This is a genomic window from Streptomyces sp. NBC_00704 (assembly GCF_036226605.1).
In the GTDB taxonomy this organism is placed as follows: Bacteria; Actinomycetota; Actinomycetes; order Streptomycetales; family Streptomycetaceae; genus Streptomyces.
The window spans coordinates 1,130,948-1,152,254 of record NZ_CP109000.1 but is presented as its reverse complement, the minus strand read 5'-3'; the positions used below and the strand labels follow the sequence as shown (position 1 = coordinate 1,152,254).

22 protein-coding genes are annotated in these 21,307 nt (G+C 74.2%); 11 read left to right on the top strand and 11 right to left on the bottom strand.

Annotated features, from left to right (window positions below):
• Positions 1–221: 221 nt before the first annotated feature.
• Positions 222–908 carry an esterase/lipase family protein gene (locus OG802_RS05040; protein WP_329407580.1) on the bottom strand — a complete coding sequence of 229 codons (687 nt, stop codon included), beginning with the start codon at positions 906–908 and terminating at the stop codon, positions 222–224.
• 127 nt (positions 909–1,035) lie between these two features.
• Here OG802_RS05040 and OG802_RS05035 point away from each other — a divergent pair, with 127 nt between their 5' ends.
• Positions 1,036–3,237, top strand: coding sequence for a helix-turn-helix transcriptional regulator (locus OG802_RS05035; RefSeq protein WP_329407579.1), 2,202 nt, complete (start codon positions 1,036–1,038; stop codon positions 3,235–3,237).
• 558 nt (positions 3,238–3,795) lie between these two features.
• Here OG802_RS05035 and bioD read toward each other — a convergent pair.
• Genes bioD through bioB form a run of 3 tightly spaced genes read right to left on the bottom strand, consistent with a single transcriptional unit; the run spans position 3,796 to position 7,053 of the window.
• Positions 3,796–4,518: a dethiobiotin synthase gene (bioD, locus tag OG802_RS05030; protein WP_329416938.1), complete on the bottom strand. Its 723-nt coding sequence runs from the start codon at positions 4,516–4,518 to the stop codon at positions 3,796–3,798.
• Positions 4,519–4,520: 2 nt separating this feature from the next.
• Positions 4,521–5,810, bottom strand: coding sequence for an adenosylmethionine--8-amino-7-oxononanoate transaminase (locus OG802_RS05025; protein ID WP_329407577.1), 1,290 nt, complete (start codon positions 5,808–5,810; stop codon positions 4,521–4,523).
• Positions 5,803–7,053: a biotin synthase BioB gene (bioB, locus tag OG802_RS05020; RefSeq protein ID WP_329407575.1), complete on the bottom strand. Its 1,251-nt coding sequence runs from the start codon at positions 7,051–7,053 to the stop codon at positions 5,803–5,805. Before bioB ends, OG802_RS05025 begins: the two co-directional genes overlap by 8 nt.
• Before the next feature lie 148 nt (positions 7,054–7,201).
• Here bioB and OG802_RS05015 point away from each other — a divergent pair, with 148 nt between their 5' ends.
• Positions 7,202–8,329 (top strand): 8-amino-7-oxononanoate synthase, encoded by a 1,128-nt coding sequence (locus OG802_RS05015; RefSeq protein ID WP_329407574.1) that lies wholly within the window; start codon positions 7,202–7,204, stop codon positions 8,327–8,329.
• 102 nt (positions 8,330–8,431) lie between these two features.
• On the opposite strand, the gene OG802_RS05010 is transcribed toward OG802_RS05015, so the two are convergent.
• Together OG802_RS05010 and OG802_RS05005 are read right to left on the bottom strand one after the other, a co-directional pair.
• A complete protein-coding gene (locus OG802_RS05010) occupies positions 8,432–8,665 on the bottom strand; it encodes a DUF397 domain-containing protein (RefSeq protein ID WP_329407572.1) in 234 nt (77 codons plus the stop codon).
• A gap of 9 nt (positions 8,666–8,674) precedes the next feature.
• Positions 8,675–9,535, bottom strand: coding sequence for a helix-turn-helix domain-containing protein (locus tag OG802_RS05005; RefSeq protein ID WP_329407570.1), 861 nt, complete (start codon positions 9,533–9,535; stop codon positions 8,675–8,677).
• Positions 9,536–9,761: 226 nt separating this feature from the next.
• Here OG802_RS05005 and OG802_RS05000 point away from each other — a divergent pair, with 226 nt between their 5' ends.
• On the top strand, positions 9,762–10,244 hold the full coding sequence (locus OG802_RS05000) for an ATP-binding protein (protein ID WP_329407568.1): 483 nt from the start codon (positions 9,762–9,764) through the stop codon (positions 10,242–10,244).
• A gap of 60 nt (positions 10,245–10,304) precedes the next feature.
• Here OG802_RS05000 and OG802_RS04995 read toward each other — a convergent pair whose 3' ends face one another.
• The 3 genes from OG802_RS04995 to OG802_RS04985 form a co-directional block, all read right to left on the bottom strand.
• Positions 10,305–10,778, bottom strand: coding sequence for a C40 family peptidase (locus OG802_RS04995; protein WP_329407565.1), 474 nt, complete (start codon positions 10,776–10,778; stop codon positions 10,305–10,307).
• A 572-nt stretch (positions 10,779–11,350) separates the two neighbouring features.
• Positions 11,351–11,656: a hypothetical protein gene (locus tag OG802_RS04990; RefSeq protein WP_109000869.1), complete on the bottom strand. Its 306-nt coding sequence runs from the start codon at positions 11,654–11,656 to the stop codon at positions 11,351–11,353.
• A 7-nt stretch (positions 11,657–11,663) separates the two neighbouring features.
• The gene (locus OG802_RS04985; protein ID WP_329407561.1) at positions 11,664–11,972 is read right to left on the bottom strand and encodes a hypothetical protein; all 309 of its coding nucleotides are present in this window, start codon (positions 11,970–11,972) and stop codon (positions 11,664–11,666) included.
• A gap of 126 nt (positions 11,973–12,098) precedes the next feature.
• Between OG802_RS04985 and OG802_RS04980 the strand changes: the two genes are divergently transcribed.
• The 8 genes from OG802_RS04980 to OG802_RS04945 all read left to right on the top strand — a co-directional run bounded on the left by OG802_RS04980 (position 12,099) and on the right by OG802_RS04945 (position 19,042).
• The gene (locus OG802_RS04980; RefSeq protein ID WP_329407559.1) at positions 12,099–12,377 is read left to right on the top strand and encodes a type II toxin-antitoxin system Phd/YefM family antitoxin; all 279 of its coding nucleotides are present in this window, start codon (positions 12,099–12,101) and stop codon (positions 12,375–12,377) included.
• A gap of 327 nt (positions 12,378–12,704) precedes the next feature.
• Complete coding sequence (locus OG802_RS04975; protein ID WP_256917076.1) at positions 12,705–13,007, top strand: urease subunit gamma; 303 nt, start codon at positions 12,705–12,707, stop codon at positions 13,005–13,007.
• A gap of 14 nt (positions 13,008–13,021) precedes the next feature.
• A complete protein-coding gene (locus OG802_RS04970) occupies positions 13,022–13,333 on the top strand; it encodes an urease subunit beta (protein ID WP_329407555.1) in 312 nt (103 codons plus the stop codon).
• Positions 13,326–15,047, top strand: a complete 1,722-nt coding sequence (locus tag OG802_RS04965) for an urease subunit alpha (RefSeq protein WP_329407554.1) — start codon at positions 13,326–13,328, stop codon at positions 15,045–15,047. Before OG802_RS04970 ends, OG802_RS04965 begins: the two co-directional genes overlap by 8 nt.
• 25 nt (positions 15,048–15,072) lie before the next feature.
• A complete protein-coding gene (locus OG802_RS04960) occupies positions 15,073–15,747 on the top strand; it encodes an urease accessory protein UreF (protein WP_329407552.1) in 675 nt (224 codons plus the stop codon).
• Between the two features lie 143 nt (positions 15,748–15,890).
• Positions 15,891–16,568 carry an urease accessory protein UreG gene (gene ureG / locus OG802_RS04955; protein WP_329407551.1) on the top strand — a complete coding sequence of 226 codons (678 nt, stop codon included), beginning with the start codon at positions 15,891–15,893 and terminating at the stop codon, positions 16,566–16,568.
• Position 16,569: 1 nt separating this feature from the next.
• On the top strand, positions 16,570–17,328 hold the full coding sequence (locus tag OG802_RS04950) for an urease accessory protein UreD (RefSeq protein WP_329407549.1): 759 nt from the start codon (positions 16,570–16,572) through the stop codon (positions 17,326–17,328).
• A 115-nt stretch (positions 17,329–17,443) separates the two neighbouring features.
• Positions 17,444–19,042, top strand: coding sequence for an alpha/beta hydrolase (locus OG802_RS04945; RefSeq protein WP_329407547.1), 1,599 nt, complete (start codon positions 17,444–17,446; stop codon positions 19,040–19,042).
• Between the two features lie 82 nt (positions 19,043–19,124).
• On the opposite strand, the gene OG802_RS04940 is transcribed toward OG802_RS04945, so the two are convergent.
• Together OG802_RS04940 and OG802_RS04935 are read right to left on the bottom strand one after the other, a co-directional pair.
• Positions 19,125–19,859: a lysophospholipid acyltransferase family protein gene (locus OG802_RS04940; RefSeq protein WP_329407545.1), complete on the bottom strand. Its 735-nt coding sequence runs from the start codon at positions 19,857–19,859 to the stop codon at positions 19,125–19,127.
• A gap of 139 nt (positions 19,860–19,998) precedes the next feature.
• Positions 19,999–21,258 (bottom strand): PP2C family protein-serine/threonine phosphatase, encoded by a 1,260-nt coding sequence (locus OG802_RS04935; protein WP_329407543.1) that lies wholly within the window; start codon positions 21,256–21,258, stop codon positions 19,999–20,001.
• Positions 21,259–21,307: the final 49 nt, after the last annotated feature.

Genomic DNA, 21,307 nt, shown 5'->3' with positions numbered 1-21,307 from the left:
TACCCCGGCCCCGGAGCGGCACCGGGAGCAGGGCCGGGCGCAGGGCCGGGCGCAGCGCGGGGCGCTGAGCTGGAGCTGGAGTCGTGGGGCCGTGACGACATGGCGACCTCCGGGGCCGGGCGGCGACGGGCCTACCGGGATTCTCCCCCGCGCGGACCCGTCGCACCCCCGCGGACGACCGGCGACGGTGTCCTTCGCGTCCGCCGCGTCCGCCCCGCGCCTCACCGCACGAAGTCGCGCACCTGCTCGTAGACGCCGTGGTCGTTGTTCATGGCGTCGTGGGAGACGCACCCCACGCCGACGTTGACGGCGCCGCTCAGCAGCGCCGAGGAGTCCGGGTCGATCGCCGCGTCGCAGTTCGACCAGTACGCGGCGTAGTTCACCGCGCCGGGCGTCTCGTCACCGGAGTTGAGCGCGGTGAGGAACGAGCTGCCGGGCACCATCTGGGCGCAGGAGGTGTACAGCCAGCTGCACAGCGACGCCACCGAGGTGCCGTGGTTGACGCCCGCGACGGAGACGAAGTCGTCCACGAACGCCGTCCCGCCGAGGTTCTTGAGGTAGTAGCGGGAGCTCAGCGCCCCCATCGAGTGCACGATCACGTCGACCTTGCTCGCGCCGGTCCTCGCCAGCACGTTCTTGATCTCGGTGTTCAACCGGGCGGCGGTGGTGGCGTTGGACTGGGTCCAGCTGTAGGTCCAGGCGTCCAGTTCGGAGGCCGAGTAGCCGTCGGCCTCGAAGTCGGCGACCCAGTCGTCCCAGCTGCCGCCGTCGCTGCTGAGACCGTGGACGAAGACGATCGGGTCGTGGGCCGCCGCGTGGGCCGCGGGGGCGGTGAACGACAGTGACAGAAGGAGCGAAGAGGCCGCGGCCGTGAGGACCGCGGCGATGCGACGCTTGTGGCGCTGCATGGTGCCTCCTGAAACGGGTGGGGTTGCCAGGAGTGTCCGCGTCGGCCCCCGCGCGCCGCATCGGTGAAGTCGCCGGTCTTTACGGTTCAAGTAACCCGCCAGTAACGTCAGTTGGGTGGTGACCCCGGTGAACCCCCCACCCCTCGGCGGCACTTCGCCACCGGCGCTCGCCGGCCCCGGCCCGCGCCCGGTCGCCGCGCTGCCCGACGGCGTCCGGGTCCGCGTGCTGCGCCTCGTCCACGGCGACCCGCGGGCCGCCGTCGAAGCCGCGGGCCGGCTCACCGAACGGCAGGCCGCCGGCCTCGACCCGCTGCCGACCGAACCCGTCGACCTCGCCCCCGGGCGGCTGTCCGCCCACCGCCGGGAGGTGCGCGCACTGCCCGAGGACACGCGCCTGGTGCTGCTGCTGGCCGCGGCCGACCAGTACCCGGTGGCCACCCACGCCTTCCAGCGGGCCGTCGCCGCCGTGCGCCTCGACATCCGCTCGCTGGAGGCCGCGGAGGCGGCGGGCCTCGCGTACGCGACGGCGGGCGGAGTCGGCTTTCGGGACGCCTGGACCCGCATCGCCGTCTACGAGACGGCCGCGCCGGCCGACCGGCGCGACGCCCACCGCCTGCTCGCCCGCGTGCTGCACGGCCCGGCCGAGGCGCCACGGCGCGCCTGGCACCGGGGCGCGGGAGCGCTCGGCCCGAGCGCCCGGCTGGCCGCGGAACTGACGGCGGCCGCCGCCGGGGCCCGGTCCGCGGGCGACCCGGCCCTCGCCCGCGCCCTCGCCGAACGCGCCGCCGCGCTCGGCGCCGACGCGCGCGCCCGCCCCGCGCTGTTGGCCCGCGCCGCCGCCGACGCCTGGCTCGCCGGCGAGGCCGACCGCGCCCGCGCCCTGGCCGCCCGCACCGACGCCGATGCCGACGCCGTCACCGGAGTCCTCGCGCTGCGCACGGGTCAGGCGGGGGAGGCGTTCGACGCCCTGCTGGCCGGGGCGGTACGGGCCGCCGGCGCCCGCACCGCCCCGTCCGGGTCGGCCGCCTCCGCCGCCCACCTCCTCGCGCGGGCCGCCGAAGCGGCCGTCCACACCGGCGATCTGCGCCGCTGCCGGGAAGCGGTGCTGGCGGCCTGGCAGTGGGGGATCGATCCGCCCGGCGTGCTGGGCGGGCTCGCCGCGGCCGTCGACGGGCGCTACGAGGACGCCCGCGACCTGCTGGAGGCCACCGCCGGACGGTGCGGGCCGGGCGGCGACCCCACGGACCTGCTCCACGCGGGCATCGCCGCCCTCATGCTCGGCGACCACACCAGGGCCGCCACCGCCGCCGTGCGGGCCGCGGCCGCCGCCCGCGCCCGGGGCGTCACCGTCCTCGTGCCCCAGGCCATGGAGTACCGCGCCTACGCCGACTTCTGGACCGGCCGCCCGCACGCCGCCGAGGCCGCCGCCCTGGACGCCCTGCGCCAGGCGTACGCCACCGGACAGGACAACGGCGCCTGCCATCTGCAGGCCGCCCTCGCGATGTTCGCCGCCCTCACCGGCGACGGGGAGCTGTGCCGGGAGCGGGCCGCGGCCGCCCGCTCCCACGCCCTCGCCCACGGCCTGGGCCTGCCCGCGGCGCTGGCGCAGTGGGCGCTCGCCTTCCTCGACCTCGTCACCGGCCGCTACGACACCGCCGCGGCCCGGCTGCGCGCCCTCGCCGCCGCCGGGCCCGGCCACGGCCACCGGGCCGTCCGTCACCTCGCCACCCCGCACTACGTGGAGGCGGCCGTCCGCACCGGCGACACCCGCGTCGCGCGCGCCGCGCACGCCGACTACGACCGCTGGGCCCGCGCCGTGGACAGCCCCGACGACCTGGCCCTCAGCGCCAGGTGCCGGGCCCTGCTCACCCCCGGAGCCGACGCCCTCCCGCACTACGCCGCGGCCCTCGACCTGCACGCCGACGGCGACCGCGCCTTCGAACGCGCCCGCACGGAACTGCTGTTCGGCAGCGCGCTGCGCAGGCTGCGCCGCCGCACGGAGGCACGCGACCGGCTGCACAGCGCCCTTCAGGCGTTCGAGTCGTTCGGGGCCCCGCACTGCGCGGAGGGCGCCCGCGCCGAACTGCGCGCCCTCGGCGCGCCGCCCGGCCGGGCGCCGGCGGACGCCCGCCCGACGAACCGCCTCACCGCCCAGCAACTGCTCATCGCGCGGATGGCCGCCGACGGCGCGACGAACCGGGAGATCGCCGCCCGCCTGGCCCTCAGCCCGCGCACCGTCGACCATCACCTCCGGGGCGTCTTCACCCGCCTCGACATCCGCTCCCGGATCGCCCTGGTGCGCCTGCTGGCGGACACCGAGGGGCCCTGAGCCCCCGCGCGGCCGCCCGCCGTCGTCCCCGACGGACCCGGGACCGGGCGGGCGCCGCCATGACACCCGAGGGAGGGGAGCCCGCTAGGTTCCCGAGCCGGTCCGTTCCCGGATCGCCTTGGTGTGCCTGCTGGCGGACACCGACGGGCCCGGCCGTGACCCTCTGGCGGCCGCCCGCCGTCGTCCCTGACGGACCCGGAGACCGGGCGGGGGCCGCCATGACACCCGAGGGAGGGGAGCCCGCCAGGTTCCCGAGCCGGTCCGTTCCCGGATCGCCTTGGTGTGCCTGCTGGCGGACACCGACGGGCCCGGCCGTGACCCTCCGGCGGCCGCCCGCCGTCGTCCCTGGCGGACCGGGAGACCGGGTGGCGCCGCTAGGACGCCGGAGGGAGGGGAGCCCTCCGGGTTCCCGCCGGTCCGTTCCCGGATCGCCCTGGTGTGCCTGCTGGCGGACACCGACGGGCCCGGCCGTGACCCTCCGGCGGCCGCCCGCCGTCGTCCCTGGCGGACCGGGAGACCGGGCGGGCGCCGCTATGACGCCGGAGGGAGGGGAGCCCGCTAGGTTCCCGAGCCGGTCCGTTCGCGGAAGGCGTCCGCCTCCCATGTGCCGTCCAGCCGCGGCGCCAGCCAGCCGCGGGCCGCGACGCGGAAGGCGGCCGGGGGCAGCGCGCCGCAGCCCGCGGGCAGCGCCCCCAGCAGCGGGGCCCCGGCCACCTCGGGCAGGTCGGTGACGTTGCAGCGCGACGCCAGGTCCGGGGCGTCGGGCCAGCTGCCGATGACGACGCCCAGCAACTCCAGCCCCCGGCCGCGCAGTTCACGGGCCGTGAGTTCCGTCGTGTTCAGGGTGCCCAGTCCGGCCGGGGCCACGACCAGTACCGGCGCCCGCAGCGACTGCGCCGCGTCGGCCAGCGTGCCGCCCGCCTCGTCGAACCGCACGAGCAGCCCGCCCGCCCCCTCGACGAGCACCAGGTCGTGCTCCGCGGCCAGCTTCTGCGCCGCCTCGGCCACGTCCTGCGGCCGCACCGGAGCCAGCCCCGCCCGGCGCGCCGCCGTGCCCGGAGCCAACGGCTCGGGGTAGCGGGCGAGTTCGGCCGTGGTGAGCGGTCCCACGAGCCGCGCGACCTCGTCGGCGTCCCCGCGCTCGTCCGGCCGCACGCCGGTCTGGGCGGCCTTCAGCACGGCCACCGACCGGCCCGCCGCCAGCGCGCAGGCGGCCACCGCGGCGGTGGTGACGGTCTTGCCGACCTCCGTGCCCGTCCCCGTGATCACCAGGATCGGCATGCTCATCCCTCCCGCGCCGCGGCGCACACCGCGCGCGCGATCCGTGCCACGTCGACGTCGCCGGTGACGTACGGGGGCATCGTGTACACCAGGTCGCGGAACGGCCGCAGCCAGACGCCCTCGCGCACGGCGGCGTCGGTGGCGGCCCGCATGTCCACGGCGTGGTCGAGCTGGACCACGCCGACGGCGCCGAGGACGCGCACGTCCCGCACCCCGGGCAGCTCCCGGGCAGGCGCGAGCCCGTCGCGCAGTCCGGTCTCGATCCGCTTGACCTCCGCGAGCCAGTCCTGGCCGAGCAGCAGCTCGATCGAGGCGCAGGCGACGGCCGCGGCGAGCGGATTGCCCATGAACGTCGGCCCGTGCGCCAGCACCGGCACCTCGCCCCGCGAGATGCCCTCGGCCACCCGGGACGTGCACAGGGCCGCCGCCATCGTCAGATAGCCGCCGGTCATGGCCTTGCCGACGCACATGACGTCCGGTGTGACGGCGGCGTGCCCGGCCGCGAACAGCGCGCCCGTGCGGCCGAAGCCGGTCGCGATCTCGTCGAACACCAGCAGCACGCCGTGAGCGTCGCACGCCTCGCGCAGCACCCGCAGGTACGCCGGGGAGTGGAAGCGCATCCCGCCCGCTCCCTGCACGACCGGCTCCACGACGACCGCGGCCAGTTCGTCGGCGTGCCGCTCGATCGCGGTGCGCAGCGTCTCGGCGTACGCCTCGTCGTACTCGGCGGGCGGGGCGTCGACGAAGACCTGACGGGGGAGCACGCCGGTCCACAGGTCGTGCATCCCGCCGTCGGGGTCGCACACGGACATCGGCTGCCAGGTGTCGCCGTGGTAGCCGCCGCGCCAGGTCAGCAGCCGCTGCTTGGCCGGGCGGCCCAGCGAACGCCAGTACTGCAGGCACATCTTCACGGCGACCTCGACCGACACCGAGCCCGAGTCGGCGAGGAACACGTGCTCCAGACCCTCGGGCGACATGTCGACAAGGAGCTTCGCCAGCCGGACGGCGGGCTCGTGGGTGAGCCCGCCGAACATCACATGACTCATCCGCCCCAACTGCTCGCGCACGGCCTCGTTGAGCACGGGGTGGTTGTAGCCGTGGATCGCCGACCACCAGGAGGCCATGCCGTCGACCAGTTCCCCGGAGCCGTCCGCCATCCGCAGCCGGACGCCGCTCGCCGACTCCACGACCAGCGGATCGACCCGCCCGGGCATCGGACCGTACGGGTGCCACACGTGCCGCCGGTCCAGCTCCAGCAGTTCGGGCACGCCCAGGGGCGACGGCTCAGGCATTGGGCGCGAGATCGGTGCCGGCGCCGCGGCGGCGCACGGCGACCAGATCGGTACGGGCCTCGCCGGCCGCCGCCGCGACGGCCGCAGGCGCGGAGGCGGGCGCGGCGGCCGCGGCCGTGCCGCAGACCCCGCCGTCCTCGTGCGCGCCGCAGCCCGAGCCCTCGTGCCCGCCGCACCCGGCGGACTCCTGCGGGCCGCAGCCGCCGCCCCCGTGGGATCCGCAGCCCCCGCCGGCCGTCGCCCGGTGCCCGGGCAGCGTGACCTGCTCCGCGCCCTCCACCTCGAACCCGGCGTCCGCGATCATCTCCAGGTCGGCCTTGCCGGCCTGGCCCTCGGTGGTGAGGTAGTCGCCCAGGAAGATCGAGTTGGCCAGGTTCAGGGCGAGCGGCTGCATGGTGCGCAGGTGCACCTCGCGGCCGCCCGCGATGCGCACCTCGACGTCCGGGCACACGAACCGGACCATGGCCAGGATCCGCAGACAGCGCTGCGGGGTGAGGTTCCACTCCTTGGCCAGCGGGGTGCCCTCCACCGGGATCAGGAAGTTGACCGGGACCGAGTCGGGGTCCAGCTCGCGCAGCGAGAAGACGACGTCCACCAGGTCCTCGTCCGACTCGCCCATGCCGGCGATCAGACCCGAGCACGCCGACAGGCCCGCCGCGTGCGCCTTGGTGACCGTGTCCACCCGGTCGGCGTAGGTGTGGGTGGTCGTGATGTCGCCGTACGTCGCCTCGGACGTGTTGAGGTTGTGGTTGTAGGCGTCGGCGCCCGCCTCGCGCAGCCGCTCGGCCTGGCCGTCGGAGAGCAGGCCCAGACAGGCGCACACCTCGACGCCCTCGTTCTGCTCCTTGATGGCCTTGATGGTGCCGGCCACCCGGTCGACGTCCCGGTCCGTCGGGCCGCGCCCGGACGCCACCAGGCAGACGCGCTTGGCGCCGCCCGCGAGCCCGGCCGCCGCGGCCCTGGAGGCCTCGTCCGGCTTGAGCCACGTGTACTTCAGGATCCCGGCCGTGGAGCCGAGCCGCTGGGAACAGTAGGAGCAGTCCTCGGGGCACAGGCCCGACTTCAGGTTGACCAGGTAGTTGAGCTTCACGCGACGCCCGAACCAGTGCCGGCGCACCTTTCCGGCCGCGGCCACCACGTCCAGCACGTCGTCGTCGGAGGTGGCCAGCACGGCCAGCGCTTCCTCGCGGGTCGGCAGCTCGCGCCGAAGCCCCTTGTCCACCAGCGTGTTCAGCAGGTCCATGAGAGCCGATCCTGTCCTACGGACCCGCTCCGGGCCAAGGTAGGGATCACACAACACACCCGGTTCGACGTGTGGGTATTGCCACACCGAAGTCAGCCATTGCTGCCGCTAGTGTCTGTCCGCTACCTACAAAAGCCCCGGAGGACCCATGGCGTTCGGCTGGATCGACGAACAGGCGGAGCTGCGCCGCCGGGCCGGGCTCGTGCGGACCCTGCGGCCCCGTCCGGCCGACTCGCCGCTGCTGGACCTCGCGAGCAACGACTACCTGGGCCTGGCCCGTCATCCCGAGGTCGTGGCGGGCGCCGTGGCGGCGGCCCGCACCTGGGGCGGCGGGGCGACCGGCTCCCGGCTCGTCACCGGCACCACCGAACTGCACGGCGAACTCGAGCGCGCGCTCGCGGAGCACTGCGGCTTCGAGGCGGCCCTCGTCTTCTCCTCCGGGTACGCGGCCAACCTCGCGGCGGTGACCGCGCTCGCGCCGCACGGCTCGCTGATCGTCTCCGACGCCGGCAACCACGCCTCGCTCATCGACGCGTGCCGGCTGGCCCGCGGCGCCGCCCAGGTCGTCGCGCACGCCGACCCGGACGCCGTCCGCAAGGCGCTCGGCACCCACGACGGGCCGGCCGTGGCGGTGTCCGACACGGTCTTCTCGGTCGACGGCGACGCCGCCCCGCTGGCCGCCCTCGCCGCCGCCTGCCGCGAGCACGGCGCGGGCCTGGTGATGGACGACGCCCACGGGCTCGGCGTGCTGGGGGAGGGGGGCCAGGGGGCCCCGTACGCGGCGGGTCTGGCGGGGGCCGACGACGTGGTCGTCACGGTCACGCTGTCCAAGTCCCTCGGCAGCCAGGGCGGCGCCGTGCTGGGGCCGGCCCGGGTGATCGAGCACCTGGTGAACGCGGCCCGCACCTTCATCTTCGACACCGGCCTCGCCCCGGCGGCGGCGGGCGCGGCGCTGGCCGCCCTGCGGCTGCTGCGGCGGGAGCCGGAGCGCGCCCCGCGCGCGCGTGCGGTGGCGGGCGAGCTGCACGCACGCCTGACGGCCGCGGGCCTGGAGGCGGTGCGCCCCGACGCCGCGGTCGTCTCCGTGCGCGCGCCGTCCCCGGAGCAGGCCCTGCGGTGGGCGGCGGACTGCCGGTCGGCGGGCCTGGCCGTGGGGTGCTTCCGTCCTCCCTCCGTGCCCGACGGCGTCTCGCGGCTGCGGCTGACCGCCCGGGCGGACCTGTCCGGGGCGGAGCTGGAACGCGCTGTCCGGGTGATCGGCGAGACCCGGCCGTGAGTGCGCGTCACCCGGCCGTGGTCCCGCGGGACACGGCCGGGCACGTGCGGGACGCGGCCCCGCGGGTCCGCCGGGAACCGGCCGACAAGGTTGTCGCGCCGCTCAGCGCAGCGCGGACGTGAAGCCCGTCCAGCTCTCGGGGGAGAAGAGCAGGGCGGGCCCGGCCGGGTTCTTGGAGTCGCGTACGGCGAGCAGGCCGGCCCACGGGCCGGAGTCCGGCCGGGCCGTCTCGACGCAGTTGTTGGCTCCGGTGCTGTAGCTGCTGCGCAGCCATCGCGTCTGCGGGAAATCGTGGGAATCGGTAGGGGAAGGTACGTTCCGCGAAAGTGCGGACATGGTGCCTCCTTATGCGCCGGCTGCTGTCGCGGCGAGGTAATCCGATGAGTCCTCGGGCGAAAGGGCGTGTGCCCGGAGGGCGTTGAAGGCCTCGGTGTAAGCCTGGAGGTCTTCTTTCCGTTCGAGATAGAGGCTACTCGTCAAGTGGTCGAGAACAACCACGTCCAGATCAGAAGTGCGCGAAAATGAGAAGATAACGAAAGGGCCGGTTACCCCGATATGGGCACCGGCCGAGAACGGCAGAATCTGCAGCCGCACCTGGGGCAGCCGGGCGGCCTCGGCGAGCCGGGCGAGCTGGCGGGCCATCACCTCGGGGCCGCCCACCTCCCGCCGCAGCACCGCCTCGTCGAGCACCGCGCTGAGTTCCAGCGGCGGCTGCGCGCGCAGCACGTCCTGCCGTGCGAGCCGCACCTCCACCAGGGTGTCGAGCTGCTCCTCCTCGACGCCCTCCACGGCCGCGCTGGTCACCGCGCGCGCGTACTCGGGCGTCTGCAGCAGACCCGGCACCACGCTCGTCTCCAGCGTGCGCATGGCACTCGCCTGCGCCTCCAGGCTGATGAAGTCCCGGTAGGCGGGCGGCAGCACCCCGCGGTAGGCGTGCCACCAGTGGTCCCGGCCCCCGCCGCCGCCCGCGCCCGCCAACGCCAGCATCAGATCCCGCAGCCGCTGGTCGGTCACGCCGTAGGCGTCGAGGAGTAACCGCACATCGGCCGGTTTCGATCCACTGGTGCCCGTCTCGATGCGGCTCACCTTGGACTGGTGCCAGCCCACGAGCCGGGCCGCCTCACCACTGGTGAGGCCCGCCCGGGCGCGTAAACCGCGCAGTTCGGCGCCGAGCTTGCGGCGGCGCACCGCGGGACCGTGCTGCACAGGCTCCTCCTCGCCCCTCGCGGGGCTCCGTGCGGGCCGACCAAATACGCTCTGTCGTCGCAGAGTTCACCGCATCGGGCGACAGATATATGCATATCTTGGTGGATCGCCACCCGTGACCGGCGCGGTAATGGCAGTCTGGCGAAGAAGCACCGGTCCGGGACCGTACTCGAAACCACACGCACCGTGTCGGACCCCGGTCCCGTGGGAAAGGGACGACGTCGCCATGGCAGATCACCTGGAAGCATCCGTCACTCTGCCGAGCGATCCCGCCTCGGTCTCCACGGCCCGCGGATTCGTGCTCGACACCCTGGCGGAATGGGGTCTGCCGGCGGACACGGAGGCGGCCGACACCGTACGGCTGATCGTCTCGGAACTCGCCACCAACGCCGTACAGCACACCTTCGGGCAGTCACCCACCTTCACGGTGGGTCTCGCCCTCGACCGTGACGAACACCTGCGCGTCGGGGTCACCGACAGCCACCCGCGTTTCCCCCGACGGCTGCCGGCCGCCGTCCAGCAGGACAACGGCCGGGGCATGGTGATCATCCGCTGGCTGACCGCGGAGTGCGGCGGCAGGCTCAGGGTGCGGCCCACCCGGGAGGGCGGCAAGACGGTCACCGTCGAACTGCCCTGGGCCGCTCCGGCGGCGGAGCCGGTGGCCGGGGTGCTCGCGGCTCCGGCGGAGGGCGAGATCCCGGGGCGGTGACGGCGCGTCAGGACGTCGTGCGCCGCCCCGGGAGACCCGGCGGACCTGCGGACCGGCGGTTCAGCGCACCCGGCCGTACCAGACGCTCTTGGTCCAGATCTTCTGCAGCTTCACCACGTCGCCGGTCTTCGGCGAGTGCCAGATCTTGCCCTTGCCCGCGTAGATCCCGACGTGGTACACGTTCGACCCCGAGTGGAAGAAGACCAGGTCGCCCGCCTTGCGGCCGGACGCCGAGATGTGCTTGGTCTTGTTGTACTGCTGGGCCGCCGTCCGCGGCAGCTTCTTGCCGGCCTTCTTGTACGAGTACAGCGTGAGCCCCGAGCAGTCGAACCTCTTCGGCCCGGTGGCCCCGTACCGGTACGGGGCGCCCTTCTTGGACGCGGCGATCTGGAGCGCCTTGGTCGCCGGTGTGGCGGCCGCGGCGTCCGAGGCGAGCCCCGGGACCACGACCGTGCCGCCCACGGCGGCGATGGCGAACGCCGAGGCGGTACCGGCCCGGGCCATGAGCGACGGGACACGATTGAGCGCAGTCATGCGCAACCCTTCGTCAGCCGCCTGTGAAGGATGACCTGTCGGATTCGGGCTGGCGAAGTTGCCCGGCCGCGGATGCGGCTTCACCCCAAGGGCTGCTCGGTCCGACGGCTCCTCGCGGAGCCGGCCGGGCCGGCGACCCGTCATGCTCGGGTCCTCCACTCCTGCCGGTGCACTTCTGTCGACCGGTCATCCGGGCGGCGGCAGGACTCGGCGTCCGCCCGGACCGCCCCGCCGCTTGTGGCGGGGGCTTGTCGTCAGTCAGGGATCTTGGCTCACGGATGTCCGAAAATCCCAACGGAACCGAGCATTTGTGGGGTTACTCACCACTCACCCGTTCGGGTGAACACTCTGATGGATGATCAGGTGGCGTACCGCCGCAGTGGCTCTCACCAGCCATAATGTGATCGATTTCGCTCGCCGGGCGTCCCTGCGCGCAACTTTTCGGTGTCCGGACGGACAGTGGACGTTCTGCCGAACGGGGGTACGCCTTCTGGGTCGTTTGGTCTCCGGCCCGGCCGTCACGCGCGCACCGCGTGACGGCCGGACCGGAGGCGCTCCGGGCCGATGCGGAGTCAACTCTCGGCGAGCGGGGGCAGCGTGACGCGCGCCGTGCGGCGCTCCCCGTCCAGGACCCGCAGCGCCCGCGCCAGCGTCGGCGCGTGCAGCTCGCTCTCGCCCCGCTGGTGCATCAGCGTCAGCGCGTCGCGCAGCGCCGTCGCCTTGGCCACCAGCGCCTGGGCGGCGCGCAGCCCGCGGTAGGTGTCGCCGTGGTGGGCGGGGTTGATGCGCCCGAGCAGGTCGACGACGTCCAGGTATCCGTCGATCAACTCGGCCTCGGCCCGCGTCAGGGCGGGCAGCGGTGGCAGTTCGGGCACCATCGGCGCCTCACCCCCGGCCCTGGGACTCGGCGGACGTCCCGCGGCTCCGAGAACCGGCGGACGTCCCGCGGCCGGGGACGACCCCGTCCAGCGGGCCGCGCTCCACGGCCTCCCGCGCGGTCAGGTCCGGGTCCCGGTGCTCCACGTGCATGAGCCGGGCCGTCACCTCGCCGGCCGAGTCGTCGACGGCCGGCGCCTCCGGCAGGACGATCCGCTCCTCCGGCGGCTCCGCGTACGGATCCGGTGTCCGGCGCCCGGTGCTCGTGCGTTCGGTGAACCCGGGCAGGACATGACGGGCTGACGGCGGTCGCTGCATCGGTGCCCCCTCCTTCTGCGCCTGGCCTCCTGCGCCCGGCCTCCTGCGGCGGGCCTCTGCGTCCGGCCTCTGCGTCTGGCGCCTCTGTCAAAAATGTACAGGACGTACGTGACGTTAGAATGAGGCATGGCCTACGAGATTCCGGTGACGCAAGCCAGGGCGGAGCTCGCCGATCTGATCAACCGCGTGGTGTACGGCGGCGAGCGCGTGGTCGTGACGCGGCACGGCAAACCCCTCGTCGCCCTGGTCTCCGCCGCCGACCTGGAGCGACTCGACGCACTCGACCGGCCGGCGGAGCAGCCGGTGGTCGGCTCGGTCACCGGCGTGCGCGAGGTCGCGTCCGCTCCCCGCGAACAGCACCGCTTCGGCGTCACGGCGGAGTACCGGGGACCGGGCCCGTCGTAGCCGCTCCCCCCGGCCGCCGGGCCGGCCGCGTGGACGCGCCCGCGGCCGTCTCCGCCTGCCGCGCCGCCCTCGGCCCCTCCGTATACGGGCGGCCGCTCCCGCCCCCGCCCGGGTGGCCGCCGGACGGCCCGGACGCCGTCCGGTGACGACCCCGGGCGTCTCGCGACTCCGCTCCGCCGGTGCGGCGGGGCGGTGCGGGACGCGCCGCTTGGTTAACGTGCTCGAAACGCGGTCCCACTAGCCTGCCGATCCAGCCACCAGGGGCTTTCTCCCGTGGCCGCGGCAGCCGGGCCCCGCACGGCCCGCAGCGAGGATGTGAGGTGGGACGTGCAACTGACCCCGCACGAGCAGGAGAGGCTGCTGATCCACGTGGCGGCGGACGTCGCCGGGAAGCGCCGGGCCCGCGGCCTCAGGCTCAACCACCCCGAGGCGGTGGCGCTCATCACCTCGCACATCCTGGAGGGCGCGCGGGACGGCCGGACGGTCGCCGAGCTGATGGCCTCCGGCCGCAAGCTGCTGACCCGCGACGACGTCATGGAGGGCATCCCGGAGATGATCCACGACGTCCAGGTCGAGGCCACCTTCCCGGACGGCACCAAGCTCGTCACCGTCCACGACCCGATCGTCTGACGGGGGAGGCCGCCGTGATTCCCGGAGAGATCCTCTTCGCCGAGGACGCGATCGTGTTCAACGAGGGCCGTGAGGTCACCCGGCTCACCGTGCTCAACGCCGCCGACCGGCCCGTCCAGGTCGGCTCCCACTACCACTTCGCCGAGGCCAACCCCGGGCTGGAGTTCGACCGCGCGGCCGCCCGCGGCAAGCGGCTCAACGTCGCCGCCGGCACCGCCGTGCGCTTCGAGCCGGGCATCCCCGTCGACGTCGAACTCGTCGCCCTCGCCGGAGCCCGCGTCGTCCCCGGTCTGCGCGGCGAGACCGGAGGCCCCCTCGATGCCTGAGATCTCACGGCCCGCCTACGCCGACCTGTTCGGCCCCACGACCGGCGACCGCATCCGGCTCGCCGACACCGACCTGCTGATCGAGATCGAGGAGGACCGCTGCGGCGGCCCCGGGCTCGCCGGCGAGGAGGCGGTGTTCGGCGGCGGCAAGGTCGTCCGCGAGTCGATGGGGCAGTCGCGTGCCACGCGCGCGGACGGCACGCCCGACACCGTCGTCACCGGAGCGGTCGTCGTCGACCACTGGGGAGTGGTGAAGGCGGACGTCGGCATCCGCGACGGGCGCATCACCGGCATCGGCAAGGCCGGCAACCCCGACACCATGGACGGCGTCCACCCCGGCCTGGTCATCGGCCCCGAGACCGAGATCATCGCCGGCAACGGGCGCATCCTGACGGCCGGCGCGGTCGACGCGCACGTCCACTTCATCTGCCCCCAGATCGCCGACGAGGCCCTGTCCTCGGGCGTCACCACCCTGGTCGGCGGGGGCACCGGGCCCGCCGAGGGCTCCAAGGCGACCACCGTGACCCCCGGCCCCTGGCACCTCGCCCGGATGCTGGAGGCGATGGAGCAGTACCCGCTGAACGTCGGCTTCCTCGGCAAGGGCAACACCGTCTCGCAGGACGCGATGCTGTCGCAGATCCGGGGCGGGGCGCTGGGACTGAAGCTGCACGAGGACTGGGGCTCGACCCCGGCCGTCATCGATGCCTCGCTGACCGTCGCCGACCGGACCGGCATCCAGGTGGCCATCCACACGGACACCCTCAACGAGGCCGGGTTCGTGGGCGACACGCTCGCCGCGATCGCCGGCCGCGGCATCCACGCCTACCACACCGAGGGCGCGGGCGGCGGGCACGCGCCCGACATCATGACCGTCGTCTCCGAGCCGCACGTGCTGCCCAGCTCGACGAACCCGACGCGCCCCTACACGGTGAACACCGCCGAGGAACACCTCGACATGCTGATGGTGTGCCACCACCTCAACCCGGCCGTGCCGGAGGACCTGGCGTTCGCCGAGTCCCGGATCCGGCCGTCCACGATCGGCGCCGAGGACGTCCTGCACGACCTCGGGGCCATCTCGATCATCTCCTCCGACTCCCAGGCCATGGGCCGGGTCGGCGAGGTGATCCTGCGGACCTGGCAGACCGCGCACGTGATGAAGCGCCGGCGCGGCGCGCTCCCCGGGGACGGCCGGGCCGACAACCACCGCGTCCGCCGCTACATCGCCAAGTACACGATCAACCCGGCCCTCGCGCAGGGCCTCGCCCGCGAGATCGGCTCCGTCGAGAGCGGCAAGCTCGCCGACCTCGTGCTGTGGGAGCCGGCGTTCTTCGGCGTCAAGCCGCACCTCGTCCTCAAGGGCGGGCAGATCGCCTACGCGCAGATGGGCGACGCCAACGCCTCCATCCCGACCCCGCAGCCGATCCTGCCGCGTCCGATGTACGGCGCGATCGGCCGGGCGCCCGCCTCCAACTCGTTCAACTTCGTGGCGCCGCTCGCGATCGAGGACGGACTGCCCGAACGGCTGCAACTCGGCAAGAAGTTCGTCGCCATCGACTCCACGCGCGCGGTGACCAAGGCGGACATGCGGGAGAACGACGCCCGCCCGCACGTCCGGATCGACCCGGACAGCTTCGCCGTGCACATCGACGGCGAACTCGTCGAGGCGACCCCGGCCGCCGAACTGCCCATGGCCCAGCGCTACTTCCTGTTCTGACCGGCGCGGAGCAGAGGACATCCACGTGACAGCGGCAGCACTTCTCGTCCTGGCCGACGGCCGCTTCCCCGCCGGAGGGCACGCGCACTCCGGCGGGGCGGAGGCGGCGGTGAAGGCGGGCCGGATCACCGACGCGGCGAGCCTGGAGGCGTTCTGCCGCGGGCGGCTGCACACGGCGGGACTGGTCGCCGCGGCGCTCGCCGCCGCGGCGGCCGCCGGGGCGGACCCGGCCCTGCTCGACGCGGCGGCGGACGCCCGCACGCCGTCCCCCGCGCTGCGGGCCACCTCCCGCAGACTGGGCCGGCAACTGCTGCGGGCCGCCCGCGCCACCTGGCCCGGCGACGAACTGGACGCCGTGGCACAGGGGTTCCCCAAGGGCGCCCATCAGCCCGTGGTGCTGGGCCTGACGGCGCGGGCGGCCGGTCTCGGACCGGCCGACGCGGCGTACTGCGCCCTGTACGAGAGCGTGAGCGGACCGGCCACCGCCGTGGTACGGCTGCTGAGCCTCGACCCCTTCGAGGCGACGGCGGTGCTGGCCCGGCTCGCGCCGGAGCTGGACCGGGTGGCGGACCGGGCGGTGGCGTCCGCGGCGGCGGTACCCGCCGAGGGCGCCGACGCGCTGCCCGCGGCGTCCGCCCCGCTGCTGGAGATCGGGGCGCAGGCGCACGCGGCGTGGCCGGTACGGCTCTTCGCCTCGTAGCCCTTCTCGCCCCCGCCCCCGCCCCCCGCCGCCTCTTCCCCTCCCGACCCCGGGGGCTTCGCCCCCCCCAGGCCCCCGTTCGGCCCTGAAAGGGCCGCGTCCCCGAACGCCGGACGGGCTGACAAGACCAGGAGCCGTCAGCCATGCATCTCGACCACACCCCGCACGGTCCCGCCGCCGTCGGCGCCGACGCCCGCCGGCCCGACGGCTCGCGCCGCGCCCTGCGCATCGGACTCGGCGGTCCCGTCGGCTCCGGCAAGACGGCCACCGTCGCCGCTCTGTGCCGCGCCCTGCGCGACCGGCTGTCCCTGGCCGTCGTCACCAACGACATCTACACCCGCGAGGACGCCGAGTTCCTGCTGCGCGAGGCGGTGCTGCCGCCGGAGCGGATCACGGCCGTGGAGACGGGCGCCTGTCCGCACACCGCCATCCGCGACGACATCTCCGCCAACCTCGAAGCCGTGGAGGACCTGGAGGACGAGGTCGGCCCGCTGGACCTGATCCTCGTCGAGTCCGGCGGGGACAACCTCACCGCCACCTTCTCCAAGGGGCTCGTGGACGCGCAGATCTTCGTCATCGACGTCGCCGGCGGGGACGACATCCCCCGCAAGGGCGGGCCCGGCGTCACCACCGCCGACCTGCTCGTCGTGAACAAGACCGACCTCGCGCCGCACGTGGGCTCCGACCTCGCCCGGATGGCCGCCGACGCTAAGGCCCAGCGGGGTGAACTGCCCGTCGTCTTCCAGTCGTTGCGCGGCGAGAACGGGGTCGCCGACGTCGCCGCCTGGGTACGGGCGCGGCTCGCCGCCTGGACGGCGTGACATGGGCGGGGTGCACGCCACCGCCCGGATCGAGGCGCGCGCGGACGCGCGCGGCGGGACCTCGCTGCCCGTCCTGGAGAGCGACGGGCCGCTCGCCCTGCGGCGCACCCGGGGGACCGGCGCCGAGGCGCGCGTCCTGCTCGTCGGGGCGATGAGCGGCCCCCTCGGCGGCGACCGCTTCGCCGTGCGGGCCGACGTGGGCGACGGCGCCCGGCTGCGGGTGGGCTCGGCCGCCGCGACCATCGCCCTGCCCGGACAGACCAAGGACGACGCCCGCTACGACGTGTGCCTGCGCGTCGCCGACGGCGGTGAACTGCACTGGCTGCCCGAGCCGTTGATCTCGGTCCGGGGCAGCGACCTGACCGTCGTCACCCGTGTCGAACTCGGCGCCGGGGCGCGGCTGGTGTGGCGGGAGGAACAGGTGCTCGGGAGGGCGGGGGAGGAGTCCGGCCGGCTCACCGGCCGCCTGGTCGTGCGGATCGCGGGCCGGGTCGTGCTGGACCAGGAACTGGCCTGCGGACCCGGCGCGCCCGCCGGCTGGGACGGCCCGGCCGTGCTCGGGGGGCATCGCGCCGTCGGTCAACTCGTTATCGCGCGACCGGAGTTCGCGCAGCGCCCGGTGGAGCCCGCGATCCTCGGAGAACACGCCTGTGTCATGCCCTTGGCCGGCCCCGCCGCCCTGGTCACCGCCGTGGCGCCCGACGGACTGCGGCTGCGGCGCGTGCTCGACGAGGCGCTCGCCCAGCTGCCCATCCGGTGAGCGGTACTTCTCTTTCCGGTTATCGGATTGGCAAAGAAGGTCAACGACACCTTTTCTCAGGAGCCTCACAGCCGCAAGGATCCTGACTGCCGCCATAAAACAGGGGAGTTTGCACTTGAAGGACATACGACCGAACAAGCGCATCGCAGCGCTGGGCTCGGCGGGCGCACTCGTCACCGCGACCCTGATCGCCGGTGCCGTCGCGGCGCCCACGGCCGGCGCGGCCAGCGGCCGCCCGGGTCAGGACCGCGAGGCCCGGGGCGCCGCCGTCGCCGCCGAGCGCGCGGCGAAGGCGGGCATCGACTGGCAGGCCTGCCCGGCCGACTGGGGCCTGGAGAAGCCGATCCAGTGCGGCTGGGTCACCGTCCCGCTGGACTACGCCCGGCCGAACGGCAAGAAGATCAAGCTGGCCGTGGACCGCATCGGCAACACGGGCACGGCGAAGCAGCGCCAGGGCGCGCTCGTCTACAACCCGGGCGGCCCGGGCGGCTCCGGTCTGCGCTTCCCGCGCCGCGTCACGACCAAGACGCCGGTGTGGGCCAACCTGGCCAAGGCCTACGACTTCGTGGGCTTCGACCCGCGCGGCGTCGGTCACTCCGCGCCGATCTCCTGCACCGACCCGCAGGAGTTCGTCAAGGCGCCCAAGGCCGACCCGGTGCCCGGCAGCGAGGCCGACAAGCTCGCCCAGATCAAGCTCGCCCGCGAGTACGCCGACGGCTGCTACGAGCGCAGCGGCGAGATGCTGCCGTACATGACCACGCCGAACACCGTGCGCGACCTGGACGTCATCCGGGCCGCCCTCGGCGAGAAGAAGCTCAACTACCTGGGCGTCTCCTACGGCACCTACCTCGGCGCGGTCTACGGCACCCTCTTCCCGGGCCACGTGCGCCGGATGGTCGTCGACAGCGTCGTCAACCCGTCCCGCGAGAACATCTGGTACCAGGCCAACCTCGACCAGGACGTCGCCTTCGAGGGCCGCTGGAAGGACTGGCAGGACTGGGTCGCCAAGAACGACGCGGCCTTCCACCTCGGCGCCACCCGTGCCGACGTCCAGAGCAAGTGGCTGCAACTGCGCGCCGCCGCGAAGAAGAACCCCATCGGCGGGGTCGTCGGCCCGGCGGAGCTGATCTCCTTCTTCCAGAGCGCCCCGTACTACGACTCCTCGTGGGTCCCGGTCGCCACCGTCTTCAGCAAGTACGTCGCGGGAGACACCCAGGCCCTCGTCGACGCCGCCGCGCCGGACATGACCGACACGGCCGGCAACATCTCCGCGGAGAACGGCAACGCCGTCTACACGGCCGTGGAGTGCACCGACGCCAAGTGGCCCACCAGCTGGCGGAAGTGGAACGACGACAACACGCGGCTCAACAAGGACTACCCGTTCATGACCTGGGCCAACGCGTGGATGAACCTCCCGTGCGCCTACTGGCCGGTCAAGCAGCAGACCCCGGTGGACGTCACCACCCACAAGGGCCTGCCGCCGGTCATGATCGTGCAGTCGACCGACGACGCCGCCACCCCGTACGAGGGCGCCGTCCAGCTGCACCGCCGCTTCAAGGGCTCGCGCCTGATCACCGAGAAGGACGCGGGCTCCCACGGTGTGACCGGGCTGGTCAACACCTGCATCAACTCCCGGGTGGACGCCTACCTCCTCACCGGGAAGCTGGACCGAGCGGACGTGACCTGCGCGCCGCACGCCACGCCCGCGCCGTAAGCACCCGCGGCAGGCAGTGAGGGGCGGCCGGATCGATCCGGCCGCCCCTTCGGTGTTCCCGTGCGCGTCTGCTGACGTGACGTCAGTCCTGCCGCGTGCGCCGGAACGGGCGCGGCCGCTCCCGCTTCTCGCCCCTGGCCTCGGCCTCCTGGGCCTTGGCGACCGCCGCGTACTGGTCCACGTACTCCTGCCCCGACAGCGTCAGGATCGCGTACATGATCTCGTCGGTGATCGCCCGCAGCACCGCCTTCTCGTTCTCCATGCCGAGGTAGCGGGAGAAGTCGAGCGGCTCGCCGAAGCGGATCGCCACGGGGTGCAGGGTCGGGATCTTCTTGCCGGGCGGCTGCGCCTCGAAGGTGCCGATCATCGCGCAGGGGATCACCGGCGCGCGGGACGTGAGGGCCATCACCGCCACGCCGACCTTGCCCTTGTAGAGGCGGCCGTCGTGCGAGCGGGTGCCCTCCGGGTAGATGCCGAGCAGCTCGTCCTTCGCGAGCACCCCCAGCCCCTCCCGGATCGCCGCCTGGCCGGCCTCCTTGCCGGAGCGGTCGACCGGGATCTGGCCGGCGCTGCGGAAGAAGGCCGCGGTCAGCCGTCCCTTGATGCCGGGACCCGTGAAGTACTCGGCCTTGGCGAGGAAGGTGATGCGGCGTCTGAGGATCGCGGGCATCAGGAAGTGGTCCGAGAACGACAGGTGGTTGCCCGCGATGATCGCCGCTCCCGAGTCCGGCACATGCTCCAGGCCCTCTATGCGGGGGCGGAAGAGGAGTCTCAGCAGCGGCCCCAACACCACGTATTTCAGGAGGTAGTAGAACAAAGGGAGTCGCTCCTCGTGTCCGGCGGATCGGCTCGCCGCCGTGTTCCAGCAGGTCAACCGGCGTGGCGTGGGGTGTCAGTGTAGGGGCAGGCGGCGACCGCCGGAACCGTGCCGATCCGGCCCCCTCGGGCTCGTCCCGTCACAGCCGCACGACGACCAGGGCCGTGTCGTCGGTCGCGCCGCCGGTCGGCAGGAGTTCCCACAGGACCGCGTCGGCGAGGGCCTCGGGCTCGGCGGCGCGATGCCGGGCCAGGGCGTCGGCGAGGCGGTTCAGACCGGTGTCGATGTCCTCCCGCCGCCGTTCCACCAGTCCGTCGGTGTACAGGGCGAGGGTGGCGCCGGTGTCGTACGAGGTGCTCGCCTCGGTCCTCGGGACCGGGTCGGGGAGGGCGTCGAGCGGCGGGTCGGTGGCCCGGTCGAGGAACTCCACGCGCCCGTCGGCGTGGACGAGGACCGGCGGCGGGTGCCCGGCGCTGCTGTAGGCGATGGTGCGGTGGTCGAAGTCGATGAACGTGGTGACCGCGGTGGCCGACTCGGCGCCGTCCACGACGTGCGCGTACCGCCCGAGCACGTTGAGCGCCTCGGCCGGGCCCTCCGCCACCCGGGAGGCCGCGCTCAGCGCGCTGCGCAGCTGGCCCATCACCCCGGCGGCCTCCAGGCCGTGTCCCACCACGTCGCCGACGGACACGCCGATACGGTGTCCGCCGACCAGGTCGACCAGGTCGTACCAGTCCCCGCACACGTTGAGCGAGCCGACCGCCGGCCGGTAGCGCACGGCCGCCCGGTGGTGACCCCCCTGACGGCGGGCCGGCAGCATCGCCTCCTGGAGGGCCAGCGCCACCTCGCGTTCGCGCGCGTGCGCCAGGCGCAGCCGCTCGTTGAGCTCCTGTAGCTCCCGGGCCCTGGTGTACAGCTCGGCCTCCAGGACCCGGCCCCGGCTGCCGGACCGCGCCCCGCTCCCGTGCCCGTCCGCCGCCCGCCCGCCGCGCGCCCGGATCAGCTCGGTGACCTCCTCGACGCGGTGCGCCAGCAGGACCACCGACCCGTCCGGGCCGAGGACCGGCGCGTTGACCGGGCTCCAGTAGCGCTCGTCCCACTCGCCGGGGCGCTCGGCCGACTCCACGTCGTAGCGCTGGAGGGCCATCGCGTCCCGCTCGCCGGTGGCCAGCACCCGGCGCAGGGAGGCCTCCAGGTTGCGCATGCCGTTCGCGGAACCGTCGTCGGGGTTGTCGGGGAAGACCTCGAAGAGGTGCCGGCCGATCATCTGCTCGCGGCTGCGGCCCGTCACCCGCAGGAACTCGGCGTTGACGTCGGCGTACACCAGCTCGGGCGTCAGCAGCGCCACCATGCCGGGCAGGGCCTGGAACACCGCCGCGTAGTCGATCGCCGTGTCGTTCATGGCTCGCGCCCCATCCGCCGGTTTCGCGCCATTTTCTCACGGTGTGCCG

What these genes read in the sequence shown, in the direction of transcription:
- bioD (WP_329416938.1), bottom strand. Translation starts at nt 4,518, where the DNA reads ATGCCGATCCTGGTGATCACGGGGACGGGCACGGAGGTCGGCAAGACC.
- OG802_RS05015 (WP_329407574.1), top strand. Translation starts at nt 7,202, where the DNA reads ATGGCGTTCGGCTGGATCGACGAACAGGCGGAGCTGCGCCGCCGGGCC.
- OG802_RS04965 (WP_329407554.1), top strand. Translation starts at nt 13,326, where the DNA reads ATGCCTGAGATCTCACGGCCCGCCTACGCCGACCTGTTCGGCCCCACG.
- bioB (WP_329407575.1), bottom strand. Translation starts at nt 7,053, where the DNA reads ATGGACCTGCTGAACACGCTGGTGGACAAGGGGCTTCGGCGCGAGCTG.
- OG802_RS04980 (WP_329407559.1), top strand. Translation starts at nt 12,099, where the DNA reads ATGGCCTACGAGATTCCGGTGACGCAAGCCAGGGCGGAGCTCGCCGAT.
- OG802_RS05025 (WP_329407577.1), bottom strand. Translation starts at nt 5,810, where the DNA reads ATGCCTGAGCCGTCGCCCCTGGGCGTGCCCGAACTGCTGGAGCTGGAC.
- OG802_RS05000 (WP_329407568.1), top strand. Translation starts at nt 9,762, where the DNA reads ATGGCAGATCACCTGGAAGCATCCGTCACTCTGCCGAGCGATCCCGCC.
- OG802_RS04935 (WP_329407543.1), bottom strand. Translation starts at nt 21,258, where the DNA reads ATGAACGACACGGCGATCGACTACGCGGCGGTGTTCCAGGCCCTGCCC.
- OG802_RS04995 (WP_329407565.1), bottom strand. Translation starts at nt 10,778, where the DNA reads ATGACTGCGCTCAATCGTGTCCCGTCGCTCATGGCCCGGGCCGGTACC.
- ureG (WP_329407551.1), top strand. Translation starts at nt 15,891, where the DNA reads ATGCATCTCGACCACACCCCGCACGGTCCCGCCGCCGTCGGCGCCGAC.
- OG802_RS05040 (WP_329407580.1), bottom strand. Translation starts at nt 908, where the DNA reads ATGCAGCGCCACAAGCGTCGCATCGCCGCGGTCCTCACGGCCGCGGCC.
- OG802_RS04990 (WP_109000869.1), bottom strand. Translation starts at nt 11,656, where the DNA reads ATGGTGCCCGAACTGCCACCGCTGCCCGCCCTGACGCGGGCCGAGGCC.
- OG802_RS05010 (WP_329407572.1), bottom strand. Translation starts at nt 8,665, where the DNA reads ATGTCCGCACTTTCGCGGAACGTACCTTCCCCTACCGATTCCCACGAT.
- OG802_RS04950 (WP_329407549.1), top strand. Translation starts at nt 16,570, where the DNA reads ATGGGCGGGGTGCACGCCACCGCCCGGATCGAGGCGCGCGCGGACGCG.
- OG802_RS04985 (WP_329407561.1), bottom strand. Translation starts at nt 11,972, where the DNA reads ATGCAGCGACCGCCGTCAGCCCGTCATGTCCTGCCCGGGTTCACCGAA.